Source organism: Enterococcus sp. DIV0800, from assembly GCF_050559735.1.
Lineage (GTDB): Bacteria > Bacillota > Bacilli > Lactobacillales > Enterococcaceae > Enterococcus_A > Enterococcus_A devriesei.
This window is the reverse complement of record NZ_CP187898.1, coordinates 544961-560929: the sequence shown is the minus strand read 5'-3', so window position 1 is coordinate 560929 and position 15969 is coordinate 544961. Positions and strand designations below refer to the sequence as shown.

At 41.7% G+C, this 15969-nt stretch carries 12 protein-coding genes; 3 read left to right on the top strand and 9 right to left on the bottom strand.

Annotated elements, in window-relative coordinates; all coding sequences use genetic code 11:
* Positions 1–101: 101 nt before the first annotated feature.
* The 4 genes from IGI54_RS02590 to IGI54_RS02575 all read right to left on the bottom strand — a co-directional run bounded on the left by IGI54_RS02590 (position 102) and on the right by IGI54_RS02575 (position 6810).
* The gene (locus tag IGI54_RS02590) at positions 102–1331 is read right to left on the bottom strand and encodes an aminopeptidase (RefSeq protein WP_430621089.1); all 1230 of its coding nucleotides are present in this window, start codon (positions 1329–1331) and stop codon (positions 102–104) included.
* A 10-nt stretch (positions 1332–1341) separates the two neighbouring features.
* Positions 1342–2850 carry a glutamate/gamma-aminobutyrate family transporter YjeM gene (gene yjeM / locus IGI54_RS02585; RefSeq protein WP_216429507.1) on the bottom strand — a complete coding sequence of 503 codons (1509 nt, stop codon included), beginning with the start codon at positions 2848–2850 and terminating at the stop codon, positions 1342–1344.
* Between the two features lie 472 nt (positions 2851–3322).
* The gene (locus IGI54_RS02580; protein ID WP_071862322.1) at positions 3323–5083 is read right to left on the bottom strand and encodes an ABC transporter ATP-binding protein; all 1761 of its coding nucleotides are present in this window, start codon (positions 5081–5083) and stop codon (positions 3323–3325) included.
* Positions 5080–6810: an ABC transporter ATP-binding protein gene (locus tag IGI54_RS02575; protein WP_430621088.1), complete on the bottom strand. Its 1731-nt coding sequence runs from the start codon at positions 6808–6810 to the stop codon at positions 5080–5082. Before IGI54_RS02575 ends, IGI54_RS02580 begins: the two co-directional genes overlap by 4 nt.
* Positions 6811–7306: 496 nt before the next feature.
* On the opposite strand from IGI54_RS02575, the gene IGI54_RS02570 reads away from it, so the two are divergent.
* From IGI54_RS02570 to IGI54_RS02560, 3 genes are all read left to right on the top strand, one after another.
* The gene (locus tag IGI54_RS02570) at positions 7307–7519 is read left to right on the top strand and encodes a DNA-dependent RNA polymerase subunit epsilon (RefSeq protein WP_071862324.1); all 213 of its coding nucleotides are present in this window, start codon (positions 7307–7309) and stop codon (positions 7517–7519) included.
* A 1-nt stretch (position 7520) separates the two neighbouring features.
* Positions 7521–9197 carry a ribonuclease J1 gene (gene rnjA / locus IGI54_RS02565; RefSeq protein WP_216429504.1) on the top strand — a complete coding sequence of 559 codons (1677 nt, stop codon included), beginning with the start codon at positions 7521–7523 and terminating at the stop codon, positions 9195–9197.
* A gap of 245 nt (positions 9198–9442) precedes the next feature.
* Entirely contained in the window at positions 9443–9943 is a 501-nt protein-coding gene (locus IGI54_RS02560) for a TetR/AcrR family transcriptional regulator (RefSeq protein ID WP_216429502.1), read from the top strand.
* Positions 9944–10003: 60 nt separating this feature from the next.
* On the opposite strand, the gene IGI54_RS02555 is transcribed toward IGI54_RS02560, so the two are convergent.
* The 5 genes from IGI54_RS02555 to IGI54_RS02535 form a co-directional block, all read right to left on the bottom strand.
* Positions 10004–10204 carry a cold-shock protein gene (locus IGI54_RS02555; RefSeq protein WP_137613371.1) on the bottom strand — a complete coding sequence of 67 codons (201 nt, stop codon included), beginning with the start codon at positions 10202–10204 and terminating at the stop codon, positions 10004–10006.
* A gap of 151 nt (positions 10205–10355) precedes the next feature.
* Entirely contained in the window at positions 10356–11045 is a 690-nt protein-coding gene (radC, locus tag IGI54_RS02550) for a RadC family protein (protein WP_430621087.1), read from the bottom strand.
* Between the two features lie 49 nt (positions 11046–11094).
* Positions 11095–11754 carry an HAD family hydrolase gene (locus tag IGI54_RS02545; RefSeq protein ID WP_216429497.1) on the bottom strand — a complete coding sequence of 220 codons (660 nt, stop codon included), beginning with the start codon at positions 11752–11754 and terminating at the stop codon, positions 11095–11097.
* A complete protein-coding gene (locus tag IGI54_RS02540) occupies positions 11741–13072 on the bottom strand; it encodes a bifunctional folylpolyglutamate synthase/dihydrofolate synthase (protein WP_430621086.1) in 1332 nt (443 codons plus the stop codon). The genes IGI54_RS02545 and IGI54_RS02540 overlap by 14 nt, the downstream gene beginning before the upstream one ends.
* A gap of 201 nt (positions 13073–13273) precedes the next feature.
* Positions 13274–15913, bottom strand: coding sequence for a valine--tRNA ligase (locus IGI54_RS02535; RefSeq protein WP_430621085.1), 2640 nt, complete (start codon positions 15911–15913; stop codon positions 13274–13276).
* Between the last annotated feature and the right edge of the window lie 56 nt (positions 15914–15969).

The following is a 15969-nucleotide window of genomic DNA, read 5'->3' as shown; positions in this document are numbered from 1 at the left end:
CCTCAATTTCAGTATAGCATGAGGCTATCCTTTCTTTTGTAAAACAAAGAGCCTTAAAAATAATTTTAAGACTCTTGCTTCCTGTTTATTCATAAAAGACGCTAAGCCCAATCACCATTTCTAAAAATTGCGGTGCGACTGCCGTCTTGACGAATCCCGTCAATGTTCATTTGATCAGAACCAATCATGAAATCCACATGATTTTTGCTCCGATTCAAGCCATGTTCGATCAGTTCTTCTTCATTCATATCGACTCCGCCTGCTAAGTTAAAGGCATAGGCATTGCCGATAGCTAAATGATTCGAGGCATTTTCATCGTATAGTGTACTGAAGAAGGTAATTCCTGATTGAGAGATTGGTGAAGGGTCCGGCACTAACGCCACCTCGCCTAAATGCTTGGAACCTTCATCCATTTCGACTAATGCTTTCAAGACTGCCTCACCTTGCTCCGCCTGGACATCGACAATCGCACCGTCTTTGAAAGTCAATTTAATGCCGGTGATCACTTGTCCACCGTAAGCTAAGGGCTTCGTTGAAGATACGACTCCGTCTGCGACCCGGCAATCAGGTGCGGTAAAAATTTCTTCTGTCGGCATATTGGCCATAAATTCAAAGCCTTTTTCATTAATACTGCGAGCACTGTCCCACACATGATTTACGGGCAGGCCAATCGTTAAATCAGTTCCAGGCGCTTGATAATGCAATGCTTTAAATTGTTCACGGTTCATCATGGCTGCTTTTTCCTGCAGTCTTTTTTCATGTGCTGACCACGCTTGAATCGGATCAGTTTCATAAACTTTAGTTGCCTTAAAGATCGCGTCCCACAAAGCTGTTACTTGTTCTGACTCAGGCAGTTCCGGGAAAACTTTAGCCGCCCACGGTGCTTCCGCCGCAGCTACTACCGTCCAACTGATTTTATTCGCCGCTGCAACTTGTCGCAGACCAAATAATAATTTGCGATCATATTGTTGATAAGCATCAATTCGTTTCGTATCCACGCCAGCGAACAAGCTGGGATCTTGTGAAACGACACTGATTCGGCTGATCCGCCGAGCAACTAAATCCTCCATCTCCGCCTGCTTGTACGCTGGAACTTCCCGCAATTCGTCAAGTTCCATATTCAGTACCTGTTCTCGTAAAATTGTGTCATCTGTCCACCGCAAAATGACTTGACTCGCTCCGGCTTCATAGGCTTTTTTTACTATTAAACGAGCCAACGGTGCCTGATTGACGGAAATGTCTAACTGAACTAACTCTTTCGCCTGAACGTTGACTCCTGTCTTCACAATCAAATTCGCATATGCGTCTAAATGTTCCATTAGATCTTTCATTTTTCCACCTCTATAGTGTTCCTGAAGATAAAATATATTTTTTCTCGTACCGGCTATACATAACCACCGCGACCACTCCAAAGACGACTGGACCTAAAATCGAATAAATGGTTCCCGCAAGGTCGCCTTGCATTGCTGGTTGAACGATCGTAAAGACATTGGCAAAACCAACCACAAAGGTTACAACAGTTACTGCAATATTGGCCATTGTCTGAGTCTTATATATCTCAAACGGTTTTTCGATTTCCTTTTTCTTTTTAAATCCAACAAAAGCGATCGCCAAGAACATATAAGGAATCGTCATCGAAACATTCGTCATCGAAACTAGGACTTGGAAGAAATATTTCGCACCGCTGCCGCCAAAAGAAACTAGAGCCACAATCGCAATCACGATCGCCGCTTGGACTTTCATTGCGTTGACAGGCAAACCATTTTTAGTTTTAGTTAAATATTCCGGCCAAACTTCTTTCGGTGTCCCTTCGATCAACTGCTTCAAAGGCGAGAAGATCAAGGTGAAAAATGCTCCTGTCAACGCTAAGAACATCGACAAACCCATGTAGCGCGACACCCAAACACCCATCGTGACAGAGGCCGCTTCTGTTAAATGCAGCGCATGGCCTAGTTGATAACCCATATTATTCATGGCGATATAAGCAACATTTCCTAAAGTTACTTCTGCATCAGAAAACTGTGTAAAGGCAAAGGTCCAATTCGTGAAGGCTCCCATCATAAAAATGCCCACTGCATATCCCACCGCGATAACGATTGCCGAGATCGCCACTCCTCGAGGGAAAGTCTTTTCGGCATTCTCTGTTTCATCCACTAAGCCGCCAACAACTTCCAAACCGCCATAGGCGAAGATCGCAAAAACTAGGAACCCAAAGACTTGAATCATCGTCGAATAGTCTGCATTCGGTGACTGGAAAAATGCCCCTGGACTCAGTGGCTGTGCCATATGTCCATTCAGTAAAAGAATCGCCAGACCACCGATAAATAATACAACATTAATCAATGCAACGGCCGTTCCACCGATTGACGTCACTTTTTTAATGCTGTCTAATCCTCTTGAAGAAACAAAAGTAATCAAAATAATCCAGAAAATAGCTAAGACTCCTAATGTTTGTACGCCGGATAATCCAAACGGTGTCCACTGTTGTGTTTTGTCTACGCCAAAAATCGCATTCGACAATGGAATCCAGATCCCCGAGCCTACGTTAACCATCCAAATAATATATGATGCATACCACATGAAAGTACCAATAAAAGCAAATTTAGGATTAAAGGATTCCGCCATCCAAGAATAAATGCCGCCTTTTCGATCTTTAAAGGCTGCTCCATATTCGGACAACATAAAAGCAAAAGGTAAAAAGAACGTAACTGCTGCTAAAACGTACCACAAGATCGAAGCGTAACCCATCAAATAAAATGCGCGAGTGATGTTGGTGAAACCAAATACCGATGTGAAGATCATAAGAATCAGTGAGATTAACGTTAATTTCTGTTTTTTCGGTTTCGACATGAATGTTTCCTCCAATTTTTATTTTTCAGCGAGCCAAGCATATCCTTTCTTAAGATTTAAAGAACTCTTCTCTTCAAATTAAGTTACACGTATTTAAAGAAATGATTTGTTCTTTCGAAAAAAAATCGCTTTATTACTAAAATTGTAAGTATTCGCTACCGCTAAAACAACAGGATTCCCGAATAACTTAGTAAAGCATAACCTAACAAAGAAAACGCTTTCTTTTTTATAATAAATAACCTCCGTTTTCTCATCAGGTCATTCCTTTTTATTTTTAACTTGATAAAATTCATTTATTTATAAGCTTTTATATCATGACGCAAGTTTTTTTATTTTCACTTGTCTTGCGATCCAAAATTAGAAAAAAAATACCCCTTCTCATGAATAAATCATTTCATGTGAAGAACTACTCAAATTAAAATAAAAAGAGACATGGATTTTTCATCCATGTCTCTAACGTTCTTGCTTAGCCTTACTCAGCTTCTTCCATAAACTGACTATTATAAAGTTGTTCGTAGAATCCGCCTTGTTCCAACAGTTCATGATGCGTTCCATGTTCAATGATATTTCCATCTTTCATGACTAGAATATGGTCCGCATCGCGAATCGTTGATAAGCGATGCGCAATCACGAAACTCGTTCGTCCTTCCATCACTCGATCCATTGCTTTTTGGATCAATCCTTCCAATCGTGTATCGACGGAACTAGTGGCTTCATCTAAAATCAAAATTTTCGGATCCGAAATGATCGCACGAGCAATCGTCAATAATTGTTTTTGTCCTAACGAAACATTGTTACCTTCTGAATTGATCTCCATCTCATAACCACCGGGCATCGTCCGGATAAAGTGATCGACGTTAGCAGTCTTAGCGGCATCTACGACTTCATAATCCGTGGCTTCCAATCGGCCAAAGCGAATGTTATCACCGATCGAACCTTCATACAGCCACGCATCTTGCAACACCATACCAAACAACGAACGGACATCGGACCGGTTCATTTCTTGCGTATTCACACCATCAATTAAAATTTTACCACTGTCGATGTCGTAAAAACGCATCAATAAATTAATCAAGGTGGTTTTCCCGGCCCCTGTCGGTCCAACGATTGCGACCGTTTCTCCCGCCTTAACTTCAAAACTCAAATCCTCGATCAATGGCTTCTTAGGATCATAGCTGAACTGCACATGGTCAAAGACGACGTTTCCTTGGAGTGGTTCTGGTAACGCTAAATCGGTCTCGTTCAACGTTTCTTCCGGTTCATCTAAGATTTCAAAGACTCGTTTTGCTGAGGCCGAAGCACTTTGAATCATGGATGACAGCTGGGTAATTTCTCCCATTGGTTGACTGACTTGCCAAATATATTGAATGAAGGCTTGCAACTGACCGACTAAGATCACACCGTGAATGACATTCCAGCTACCTAAGATCGCCATTGCAATGTACGTTCCATAAGCTGTTAATTGAACGAGTGGCTGCATCAAACTTGAGACAAAAGCCGCTCGAAAGCCGAAATGTCGTAATTGATGATTGACCTTACTAAAACCAGCTAAAGTTTCTTGCTCACGCCCATACAGCTTCAAGACACTGAAACCAGTCATGTTTTCTTGTACGTAACCATTTAACTCTCCTAAAGAATTCTGCATTCCTTGGAAATCTTTTTGAGAGACTTGGACGATCTTTCTAGAAATCACGATTGACAAAGGAATCATGATCATTGATAGCAGAGCCATCATCGGATTGATGTAAAACATCATGGCAACTGCCAGCAAGATCCCTAAAACCGCATTGATAGATTTAATGATCGCTTGTTGCATCGCATTGCTGACCGCATCTACGTCATTGGTTACCCGTGACAAAATATTTCCTTGTTGATTGCGATCAAAATACGAGACCGGTAAACGATTGATCTTGGCCTCGATATCCTCACGCAAATCTCGCATTGCGGATTGGACAACATTGGCCATTAGCCAGCCCGTCGCTAACTGGGTGCCACAATAAGCGATCCCGACAATCACAATCACGGCTAACCATTTAAATACATAATCAAAATTGACTGCTTCGCCTTGAGTAATATTTTTGCTGACCTCAGTTGTCGGCAAGCCAGTCAGATAAGGCATCCATGTGCCTAATACCAAGGTCGCCACCGCTAATACAAGAACGAGGATAAATGTTTTTTTATAAGGATTGATATAGCGCATCAATCGTTTTAAAGAAGAAGTGTATTTTTTCATGCTAATTCCTCCTTCGATAATTGTGATGCGGCAATGTCATAATAAATCGGACAGTTTTCAAGTAGCTGACGATGGGTCCCAATACCAACGACGTCTCCTTCGTTCAAAACTACGATTTTGTCAGCGTGCATAATCGTACCCACCCGCTGAGCGACAATCAGAACCGCCGCTTGCGTCGTTTCTTTTTTCAAGCGTGCTCGTAATCTAGCATCTGTTTGATAATCTAATGCAGAGAAACTGTCATCAAAAATATAAATCTCTGGTCGGCGAATCACTGCGCGAGCAATCGCCAGACGCTGCTTCTGACCACCGGAAAAATTTCCGCCGCCTTCTGCCAACTCTTCTTGATAGCCATTCGGTTTTTGTGAAATAAATTCGGCCGCTTGCGCAATCTCCGCCGCTTCTTCCATTTCCGCTTGGGTGGCATCTTTTTTCCCATAACGAAGATTTTCTTCGATCGTTCCGGTGAATAATTGGGCCTTTTGCGGAATATAGCCGATTTTTTCACGTAAATCTTTTAGCCGATAGGCCCGCACATCTTGACCGTCGACTAAGACCTGTCCTTCCGTTACATCGTAAAACCGTGGGATCAACTGGATCAATGTTGATTTACCTGAACCGGTACTACCGATAAAGGCGACTGTTTCTCCCGGATTGGCGGTAAAACTGACATTACGAATTACCGGACTTTCCGCATGCCCAGGATAAGCAAAAGTTACATCTCTGAATTCCAATGTACTTTTCTCTTTTGGTTCCACAATTGCTGCTGGATTGTCTTTAATCAGCGGGTCCATATCAAAAATTTCTTGGATTCGTTGCGCAGACACATTAGCCCGTGGATACATCATAAAGACCGTTGCGAAAAGCATAAAGGAGAACAACGCATGGAAAATATATTCGATGAAGGCGATCAACGTACCAACTTCTAAACTTCCTTGATCGATCTGAATTGTCCCATTCCAAATAATCAATACCATCACAATATTAAATAGAAAGAAAAAGCCCGGCTGTGCGACCGCCATTAAGTGAAACAGGCTTTTCGAACTATTGGTGTATGCATCATTGACTAAACGGAAACGCATTTCCTCAAATTTTTCATTCACAAAGGCTCGAATCACTCGCAAGCCTGAAAGATTTTCACGCAAAATACCGTTGATATTATCCAAATTATTCTGTTGCTTGGTTGATAATGGCTCTGAATATTTCGCAATCAACAAAACGGCTAATAATAAGATCGGCAAAGCCAACAGCACATAAATTCCTAAGCCGGGGCTGGTTCGCATAATCAAATACAAACTCATCCCAAACATCATCGGCGTCATGAACCCGGTCGTTAAAATATTTTGCATAAACAACATGATTTGATAGGCATCGTTTGTCGCTCGTGTAATCAAGGAAGGTACCCCGATTTGTTCATATTCTGAATGAGAAAAAGTCTGGACTTTCTCAAACAAATCATCTCGAATCGCCGCTACCATGCGAGAGGTGATCTGAGAGCTGAAATAACGCAAAGAAATACTCATAATGATTCCAACGACTGTAATTGCAATCATTACCATTCCCATCCTCTGAACATAGCTGAAATCGTTATTCCCAATCCCCTTATCGATCATCATGGCCAAAATTGTTGGCAGCCCCAATTCGATTAAAATAAATCCAAATACACTGATGAAATCAAAAAATAATAACTTTTTGTAGCGCCAAGTATACCGCAACATCAACTTCATTTCTTCTCGCCTCTTTCTATACCGTAATGTCTCCAATATAGCATAAATAAAAAACTTTCGCCTAAGAGGAAATTGTTTTTTTATACTCAACTTTTTTTACTTTCTGAAATTTTCTTAGGAAACCTCATTTCACTTCCTAGTTTCTATACTTCTGATTTATTCTGTGATAAACTATAAGTAATTGTTGTAAGAACAACCCAAAGTACGGTGAAATTGTTTTTTCAAGCAAGAAGCAAAGACGAGGCTTCTTCTCAGCGCTTTCGCACAAGCTAAGACGTTGAGCATTAGGAAAGGCTTTCTGAACTCCATCCGCTTTTAAACAATCCGATCAAAATTTTGTTCAGTCGTAACTTAGACTTACCAAAAGACTTACCAAAATTTTCGCTTATTGTGAAAAAAGCTTGTTCATAAAGCTAGACGTAAAAAAACAGGTGGCACCCGCCCCTCATTTTGTCGTGGAAAAAATTGCTATTAAGCAAATAAAGGAGATAGATTCATGATTTACAAAGTTTATTATCAAGAAACCAAAGAGCGCAATCCAAAACGTGAACAAACTCAATCAATTTATGTCGAAGCTGACAACGAAGAAATGGTTCACAACTTATTACGTGATAACACCCCATATAACGTGGAATATATCCAACTTTTAGAAGGCAACCATTTAGAATACGAAAAAGAAAATGCCGACTTCAAGTTAGCGGAGTTCTAATATGAAACTTTCGCTAAAAAACAATGAAACTGGTGTCTTTGCCATTGGTGGATTGGGCGAAATCGGAAAAAATATGTATGGGGTTCAATTCCAAGATGAAATCATCATTATTGATGCCGGGATAAAATTTCCAGAAGATGATTTATTAGGGATTGATTATGTCATTCCTGATTTCAGTTACGTTACCCAAAACATCAACAAGGTCAAAGCACTCGTTATTACTCACGGTCATGAAGACCATATCGGTGGAGTGCCCTACTTATTAAAGCAGGCCAATATTCCGATTTATGCAGGAGCTTTAGCTTTAGCTTTAATCAAAAATAAATTAGACGAGCATGGTTTACTGCGGGATGCCGAACTACACGAGATCAATGAAGATTCCGTAATTCGTTTCCGCAAAACATCCGTCAGCTTTTTCCGGACAACCCACAGTATCCCTGATCCATTAGGTGTAGTTGTGAAGACACCTTCTGGAAACATCGTAGAAACGGGCGACTTCAAGTTCGATTTCACACCAGTCGGAGAACCTGCTAATCTTCATCGCATGGCTAAACTTGGTGAAGAAGGCGTCTTATGTCTACTTTCTGATAGTACCAATGCAGAGGTTCCAACCTTTACCAAATCAGAGCAGACGATTGGTCAATCAATCTTACGAATCGTAGAAAAAGTCGATGGTCGGATTATTTTTGCCACCTTCGCTTCTAACATTTCTCGTTTGCAACAAGCTGCATCTGCCGCCGTTGCGACCGGTCGAAAAATCGCGGTCTTTGGTCGCAGCATGGAAAATGCCATCGTCAACGGTCAAAAATTAGGCTACATTACTGTACCTGATGGGACCTTTATCGATGCTCATGAAATGAATCAATTGCCAGCCAATGAAGTTATGATTTTATGTACCGGCTCGCAAGGTGAACCTATGGCGGCTCTTTCCCGGATCGCTAACGGGACCCATCGTCAGATTCAAATCCAACCAGATGATACGGTGATCTTTTCAAGCTCACCAATCCCTGGGAATACGACCAGCGTCAACCATTTGATCAATCTGCTGTCCGAAGCCGGCGCCGAAGTAATTCATGGAAAAGTCAACAATATCCATACTTCCGGACACGGTAGTCAGCAAGAACAAAAATTGATGTTGCGCTTAATGAAACCAAAATATTTTGTTCCCATCCATGGTGAATTCCGGATGCTGAAGATCCATACTGGCTTGGCCCAAGACACCGGTGTCCCAGAAGAAAATTGTTTCTTGATGGAAAACGGTGATATGTTGGCCCTAACAGCTGATAGCGCTCGCCGCGCCGGTCACTTCACTGCGACCGATGTTTATGTTGACGGCAGCGGGATCGGTGATATCGGCAATGTCGTTCTCCGTGATCGTCGAATTCTTTCGGAAGAAGGATTGGTTTTGGCAGTAGCGACTGTTGATATTGAGAAAAAAGAAATTTTAGCTGGTCCAGACATCTTATCCCGCGGATTCGTTTATATGCGTGAATCAGGTGAAATGATCAACGAAGGCCAACGGATTTTATTCCATGCGTTACGAGAAGCGCTGAATGAAGGCAATTGCAACGAAGCGAAGCTTAAAAATGCAATGGTCGGTGCCTTACAACCGTTCTTATTTGATCAAACAGAACGCCATCCGATGATTCTGCCAATGATCATGACTCCAGATAATTAATCGAAAGCACTTATCTGTTTTACAGATAGGTGTTTTTTTATTTTGATTGACTGATAAGGTTTCTCTTTTAATTCTTATCTAACCGTCCTTTTTACGCAAAATCAATTATTTTTTTCTTATAAACACGTTAAATTTGATTGACAAATTGATTTTTTATTTGCACAATGAAAGTTAGATAAAAAGGCGCATTAACTATCACTAGTTATTTTAAAAACAATTCAAATCAAGATAAAGGAAGATTAACAATGGTAAGAACACAACGCGTTCATCGGAGCCACATCATTGACGGCGCCTATCAGCTGATTCTCAATGAGGGCTTTAAGAAATTTCACGCTCGTAATATCGCTCAGCACATCTCCTGCTCGACACAGCCAATCTATCGTGAGTTTGAGAATTTGGCTGAATTGAAGGCGGTACTAAAAAATCGTATCTTAGTGAAGTACACGGATTTTTTAGACGATCAAGACCCTAAAAATCTACGAGCATTGTCCGCCACCATCGTGAATTACGCGACGGACTACCCCGAAGAGTTTTACCGCTTTTTCTTACAGGATTCTGAAACGATCCAAGCCGTTAAAGAAGTAACCTATACTTTCTTTACAACCATCTGCGCAGAAAAAGAGCATCCTCATGCTTTTGATTTCTTTTGGCAGTATTGTATCGGAAAAGCTGCTTTGGCGGTAAACAATGCCAATCACACGGAAACGTTGGAGGAAGATTTATTTTTTCAAAGCTTCCTTAGCTAAAACTCAAAAATAAAATAAACAAAAAAAGCCTTAGAGAATTTTCTCTAAGGCTTTGTCATATTATTGCTTATTAACGTTAGTTGCTTGAGGTCCGCGATCGCTTTCTTCAACATCGAAAGTTACTGCTTGTCCTTCTTCTAATGTTTTGAAGCCGTCGCCTTGGATTGCTGAGAAATGTACGAATACATCGCTGCCATCTTCGCGAGTGATGAAGCCAAAACCTTTTTCTGCGTTAAACCATTTTACTGTTCCGTTTTCCATGAATAAAATCCTCCTCGTGCTTTAGCACTTATTGATTGTAACATTGCCAGCCTACGAAAAGGGCATCGTCTATATACCAACTCGTATCTAAAACAAAATTACACTAATATTTTAACATTGGTGTTATTCTCTGCGCAAGGGTTTTCAATCTCTACTTTAAGTACTTTTCTTCACGCAAACTGAAATATTTGGTTTCTCCGGTGATAATATGGTCCAATAATTCGATTCCCATCATCTCACCACACTCCCTCATCCGTTCTGTAAACTCTAAATCATTTTGCGAAGGGACTGGATTTCCTGAAGGATGATTATGACCTAAAACTACTCGAGCCGCGCTGATTCGCACTGCTTCACGAAAAATTTCTCGTGGATGAGCGATACTTTGATTTAGCGAACCGATAAAAAGTGTTTTTTGCGAAATGATCTCATTTTTGGTATTGAGAAAAAAAGCGACCAGATGCTCTTGCTGATAATCCTTCAACTCACTAATCAACTGCTGCCCTAATGAAAGACTCGACTGAACCCTTCCCATTTTTGGCTGCAGTGCACAATTGATTCGGTAGCCAAATTCCATCATCGCTTTTAATTCGATCGCTCGTGTCTCGCCAATTCCCTTGAATTGCTGTAACTCTTGCACGGTCGCTTGTTTTAATTCATATAAGCTTGGAAAGGTTCGTAAGATTGTTCCGGCTAATTCCATAACATTTTGCTGACGCGAGCCGTTCCGTAAAATAATCGCCAATAATTCTTGGTCCGATAAATGTTTTTCACCAGTTCGCAACAGACGTTCCCGCGGCCAGGAACTTTCCGGTAGCTCTTGCAACAATAAACTTTTTTCCATAAAAAACTCCTTTACCTACTTTTCTTTAAAGTACGCAAAGGAGTCAACGTTATGCTTCTAAAAAGTCAATCACCTGGTGTAAGGTGGGTAGTACCGCTACTGTCTTTGCTTCTAATTCGCTAGTTGGCGCAACAATATCCGGAACCATCACCACTGGTACCCCCGCACCTTCTGCTGCTAGAATCCCATTTTTAGAGTCCTCTAAGACTAGGCCGTCTGCCGGATTAATCCCCAAGCGATCTGCAGCGATCACAAAAATTTCTGGATCAGGTTTCGCAAACTTTACATCTTCGGCTGAGACGATATCAGAAAATTTGTCGCGAATGCCAGCATGCTCCAATAATATTTCAATGACTGGTCGCACATTGCTAGAGGCCAACACACGCGGGATATTCTTTTCTTCCAAATAGGTTAATAACTCGTGAACGCCTGGCTTCAAATCAACCTCGCCTGTTTCGAAGCGGTCATGAGCCAGCCCCCAGCTTTCATCGATGAATTTTTGAACCGTCGCTTCACCGTGGTCCGCATACATTTCATGGAGCGCTGCCCAGACTTCTTCGTCCGAGATCCCAATGAAACGCTTGTAGGTCTCTTTAGTGAAGGGGATGTCATATTTTTCAGCTACTATTAAATTCGCGTCCTGATAAATCGACTCTGTATCAAACAACAACCCATCCATGTCAAAAATAATTCCCTTAGTTTTTTTCATCGCTTCCTCCTATATTTAATAATAATTGACGTACTTCAGAGACGAAGTACAACGATCCTGTAATTAAAAGTAAATCATCCTCTGCCATATCCTCCAACAATTCCCCCAACCCAAATTGCCATAGTGAAACGACGCTAAACTGATTGTTTTCCCGATCATCATAGCGGGCGAGATCCATTGCCTTAGGATATTCAAAGGTGGTTAAATAAATCCGTACATTGGGAATTTCTTGTAACAACGCCAGCATTTGATCAATATCTTTTGTCTCTAAGGCTGAAAACAGCACTTTGACATTGTAATTACGAAATTCTTTTTTAACATTTTCTACTAAACGCTTCATAGCGTGGCTGTTGTGAGCACCATCCATTACGATCAATGGCTCATCGCTGACCTTCTCCATCCGAGCCGGCCATTGAGCATTGGCTAAGCCTTTTTGAACCGTTTTCTCGTCAAAAGGTAGCCGCTGTTGTTCACAATACAAGCGGAACAGCTCGATAGCGACTCCCGCATTTTCTACTTGATGACGTCCTAAAAGTGGGACTTTCAACGAAGAAAGCTTACCCGCTTGGTCGTTAAAGGTAAATAGTTCTCCCCACGTTGGATCAGGGTGTAAATAGTTGACGGTATATTCTTTGCCATAGCGATACATCCGAGCTGTTTCCGCTGCGGCTTTTTCAGTAATCTCAATTAGTGGTCCTTTATTAATTTTACCAGTCACAACAGGAATATTCTTTTTGATAATGCCCGCTTTTTGAAAGGCGATCTCATTTAACGTATCCCCTAAAATGTCCATATGATCATAGCCGATCGTCGTGATTGCCGTCAACATTGGCTCCACAATGTTGGTTGAATCTAATAAGCCGCCTAAGCCGACTTCCACCACCGCTACGTCTACTTCTTTAGTCAAAAAATAATCCAACATCATAGCCGTTAAAATTTCAAATTCAGTGATGCCATTGATTTCTGGCTGCTGATCCAATTCTTCCACTAAAGGTTGGAATTTTTCCACCAACTGAATCAAATCCTGATCACTGATTGGCTTCGCGTCGATCGCGATTCGTTCGTTAAACTCTTCGATATAGGGGGAAGTAAAGCTCCCTACCGTCACTCCTGCTTCAATTAACAAACTGCGTAAATAGGCCACGGTAGAACCTTTACCGTTGGTTCCGGCAATATGGATCACGGGAACCTTTTTTTCAGGATTGTCTACTTTGTTTAATAATGCTTGCACACGTTCCAGCCCTGGTCTTGAGCCAAATTTTTGGCGGCTGTGAATCCAAGCAATCGCTTCTTTTATCGTCAAGATTTCTCGCCTCATTTATTCTTCAACTTTTTTATATTTCTATTCGTTCTCTTGCCTCTCTAGTATAGCAAAATTTATCTGAGAAAGATTGTCTCGCGCAAAAAAGCAGAGCCTGTGACAAAAATCTTGTCACAGGCTCTGTTTACGAGTAAACGGCGTTCCAGTAATAGTTTCTTGCTTGAAGCTAACCACTTCTATCACGGCCTCAAGAAAATATTATGAAATCGTACGCAAGCTTTCGATCCGATCTTGTACGGCCGCTTGTTTTTCTAAATAATCTTTTTCTTTCGCCCGTTCTTCATCAACGACCGCTTCAGGCGCGTTGGCAACAAATCGTTCATTGGCTAATTTTCCTTGAACTCGTTTGACTTCGCCAGTCCATTTAGCTAATTCTTTTTCCAGACGTTTGATTTCTTCTTCGATATTGATCAAGCCAGCCAGTGGCAGATAAATTTCAGCTCCGGTTAAAACGGCTGACATCGCTAAATCAGGCGCAGTAATATCGCTAGCAATAGTCAACTCTTCTGGATTACAGAAACGCTCGATATAGCTTGTATTTTCGATTAAGAACGCTTCAACCTTAGGGTCACTAGTTTTGATCAACAAAGTGATTGGTTTTGAAAGCGGTGTATTCACTTCAGCCCGAATATTCCGAACCGAGCGGATTAATTCCTTCAAGACTTCCATGCCCTTCGCGGCGGTCTCATCGTTGTTCTCCGGTTGAACCACCGGATAATCAGCGACGACTAATGATTCGCCGGTATGTGGTAGTTTCGCCCAAATTTCTTCCGTCACAAATGGCATGATTGGATGCAATAGGCGTAATGTTTGATCCAAGACATGGACTAAGATACTCTTGTTGGTTTTCTTAGCCGCTTCGTCTTCACCGTAAAGAATTTCTTTACTCATCTCGATATACCAGTCACAGAAATCATCCCACATGAAGTTATACAATTGACGTCCGGCTTCGCCAAATTCAAATTGGTCAAAAAGACTCGTCACTTTTTCAATCGTTTCATTCAAGCGAGTCAGAATCCAACGATCGGCAACCGTCTTCTCACCAGAGAAATCAATGTCTTCTGACGTGAAATCCTCCACGTTCATAATCACGAAACGAGAGGCGTTCCAGATTTTATTGATAAAGTTCCAGGCAGCGTCCATTTTTTCATAACTGAAGCGCACATCTTGACCTGGTGCAGAACCAGTGGATAAGAACCAGCGTAAGGCATCTGCACCATATTTTTCGATGACATCCATTGGATCAATTCCGTTGCCCAAAGATTTACTCATTTTACGGCCTTGTTCATCACGAATCAACCCGTGGATCAGCACATTTTTAAATGGTCGTTCGTCCGTGAACTCCAAACTTTGGAAGATCATGCGGCTGACCCAGAAGAAAATAATATCGTAGCCAGTGACTAACGTGCTAGTTGGGAAGTAGCGCTTATAATCTTCACTGTCTTCATCTGGCCACCCCATCGTAGAGAAAGGCCATAAAGCAGAGCTAAACCACGTATCCAAAACATCTGGATCTTGTTCCCAATTTTCGCTGTCGGCAGGAGCATCCATACCTACATACATTTCACCGGTTTCTTTGTGATACCAAGCAGGGATCCGATGACCCCACCATAATTGACGAGAGATTACCCAATCATGAACGTTTTCCATCCAAGTCATAAAGGTACTGTTGAAGCGTGGTGGGAAAAATTCTACCGCATTGTCTGTTGCTTGATTTTTCACCGCTTGATCAGCAAGAGGTGCCATCTTAACAAACCATTGGGTTGATAAGCGCGGTTCCACAACGACACCTGTTCGCTCTGAATGTCCGACACTGTGAACCATTTTTTCGACTTTAATCAAACGACCGATCTCTTTCAAATCAGCGACGATCGCCTTACGAGCTGCGAAACGATCCATCCCAGCATATTTGCCAGCCAGTTCATTCATGGTGCCATCTGGATTCATTACATTTACTCGCGGTAAGTCATGACGATTACCCACCTCAAAGTCATTAGGGTCATGAGCCGGTGTAATTTTCACGGCACCCGTCCCAAATTCACGATCCACGTAACTATCAGCGATGATTGGGATTTCTTTGTCCAACAATGGCAAAATCGCTTTTTTACCAATCAAATCTTTATAGCGATCATCTTCTGGATGAACCGCGATTGCTGTATCGCCTAGCATTGTTTCCGGACGCGTCGTTGCGATTTCTAGCACACCACTGCCGTCAGCTAATAGATAAGAAACATGGTAGAAGGCGCCTTCCACGTCTTTATGAATTACTTCAATATCTGATAAGGCTGTTTTTGCTTGCGGGTCCCAGTTAATAATATATTCGCCGCGGTAAATTAAGTCCTTTTCATATAAAGAAACGAAAACCTTACGAACCGCATCTGATAACCCATCATCCAGAGTAAAACGTTCACGGCTATAATCCAGTGATAAGCCTAGCTTCGCCCATTGTTCACGAATGTGTCCAGCATATTCTTCTTTCCATTCCCAAACTTGATCGACAAATTTTTCACGACCAAGATCATAACGGGAAATCCCTTGTTCCCGCAATTTTTCTTCTACCTTTGCTTGAGTTGCGATACCGGCATGGTCCATTCCCGGCAACCATAACGTGTCAAAGCCTTGCATCCGTTTTTGGCGAATGATCATATCTTGTAAAGTCGTATCCCATGCATGGCCTAAATGCAATTTTCCCGTTACATTTGGCGGCGGAATCACGATCGAGTAAGGTTTCGCCTGTTTATCTTCTGACGGCTTGAATAAATCTTGATCTAACCATTTTTGGTAACGACCCGCTTCAACTTCTTGCGGATTGAATTTTGTTGGTAAATTTTCAGTCATAACTGTTCCTCCTAAAATTGATTGATAAAAGTTTTGGCTCGGTTCGTTTGCGGATA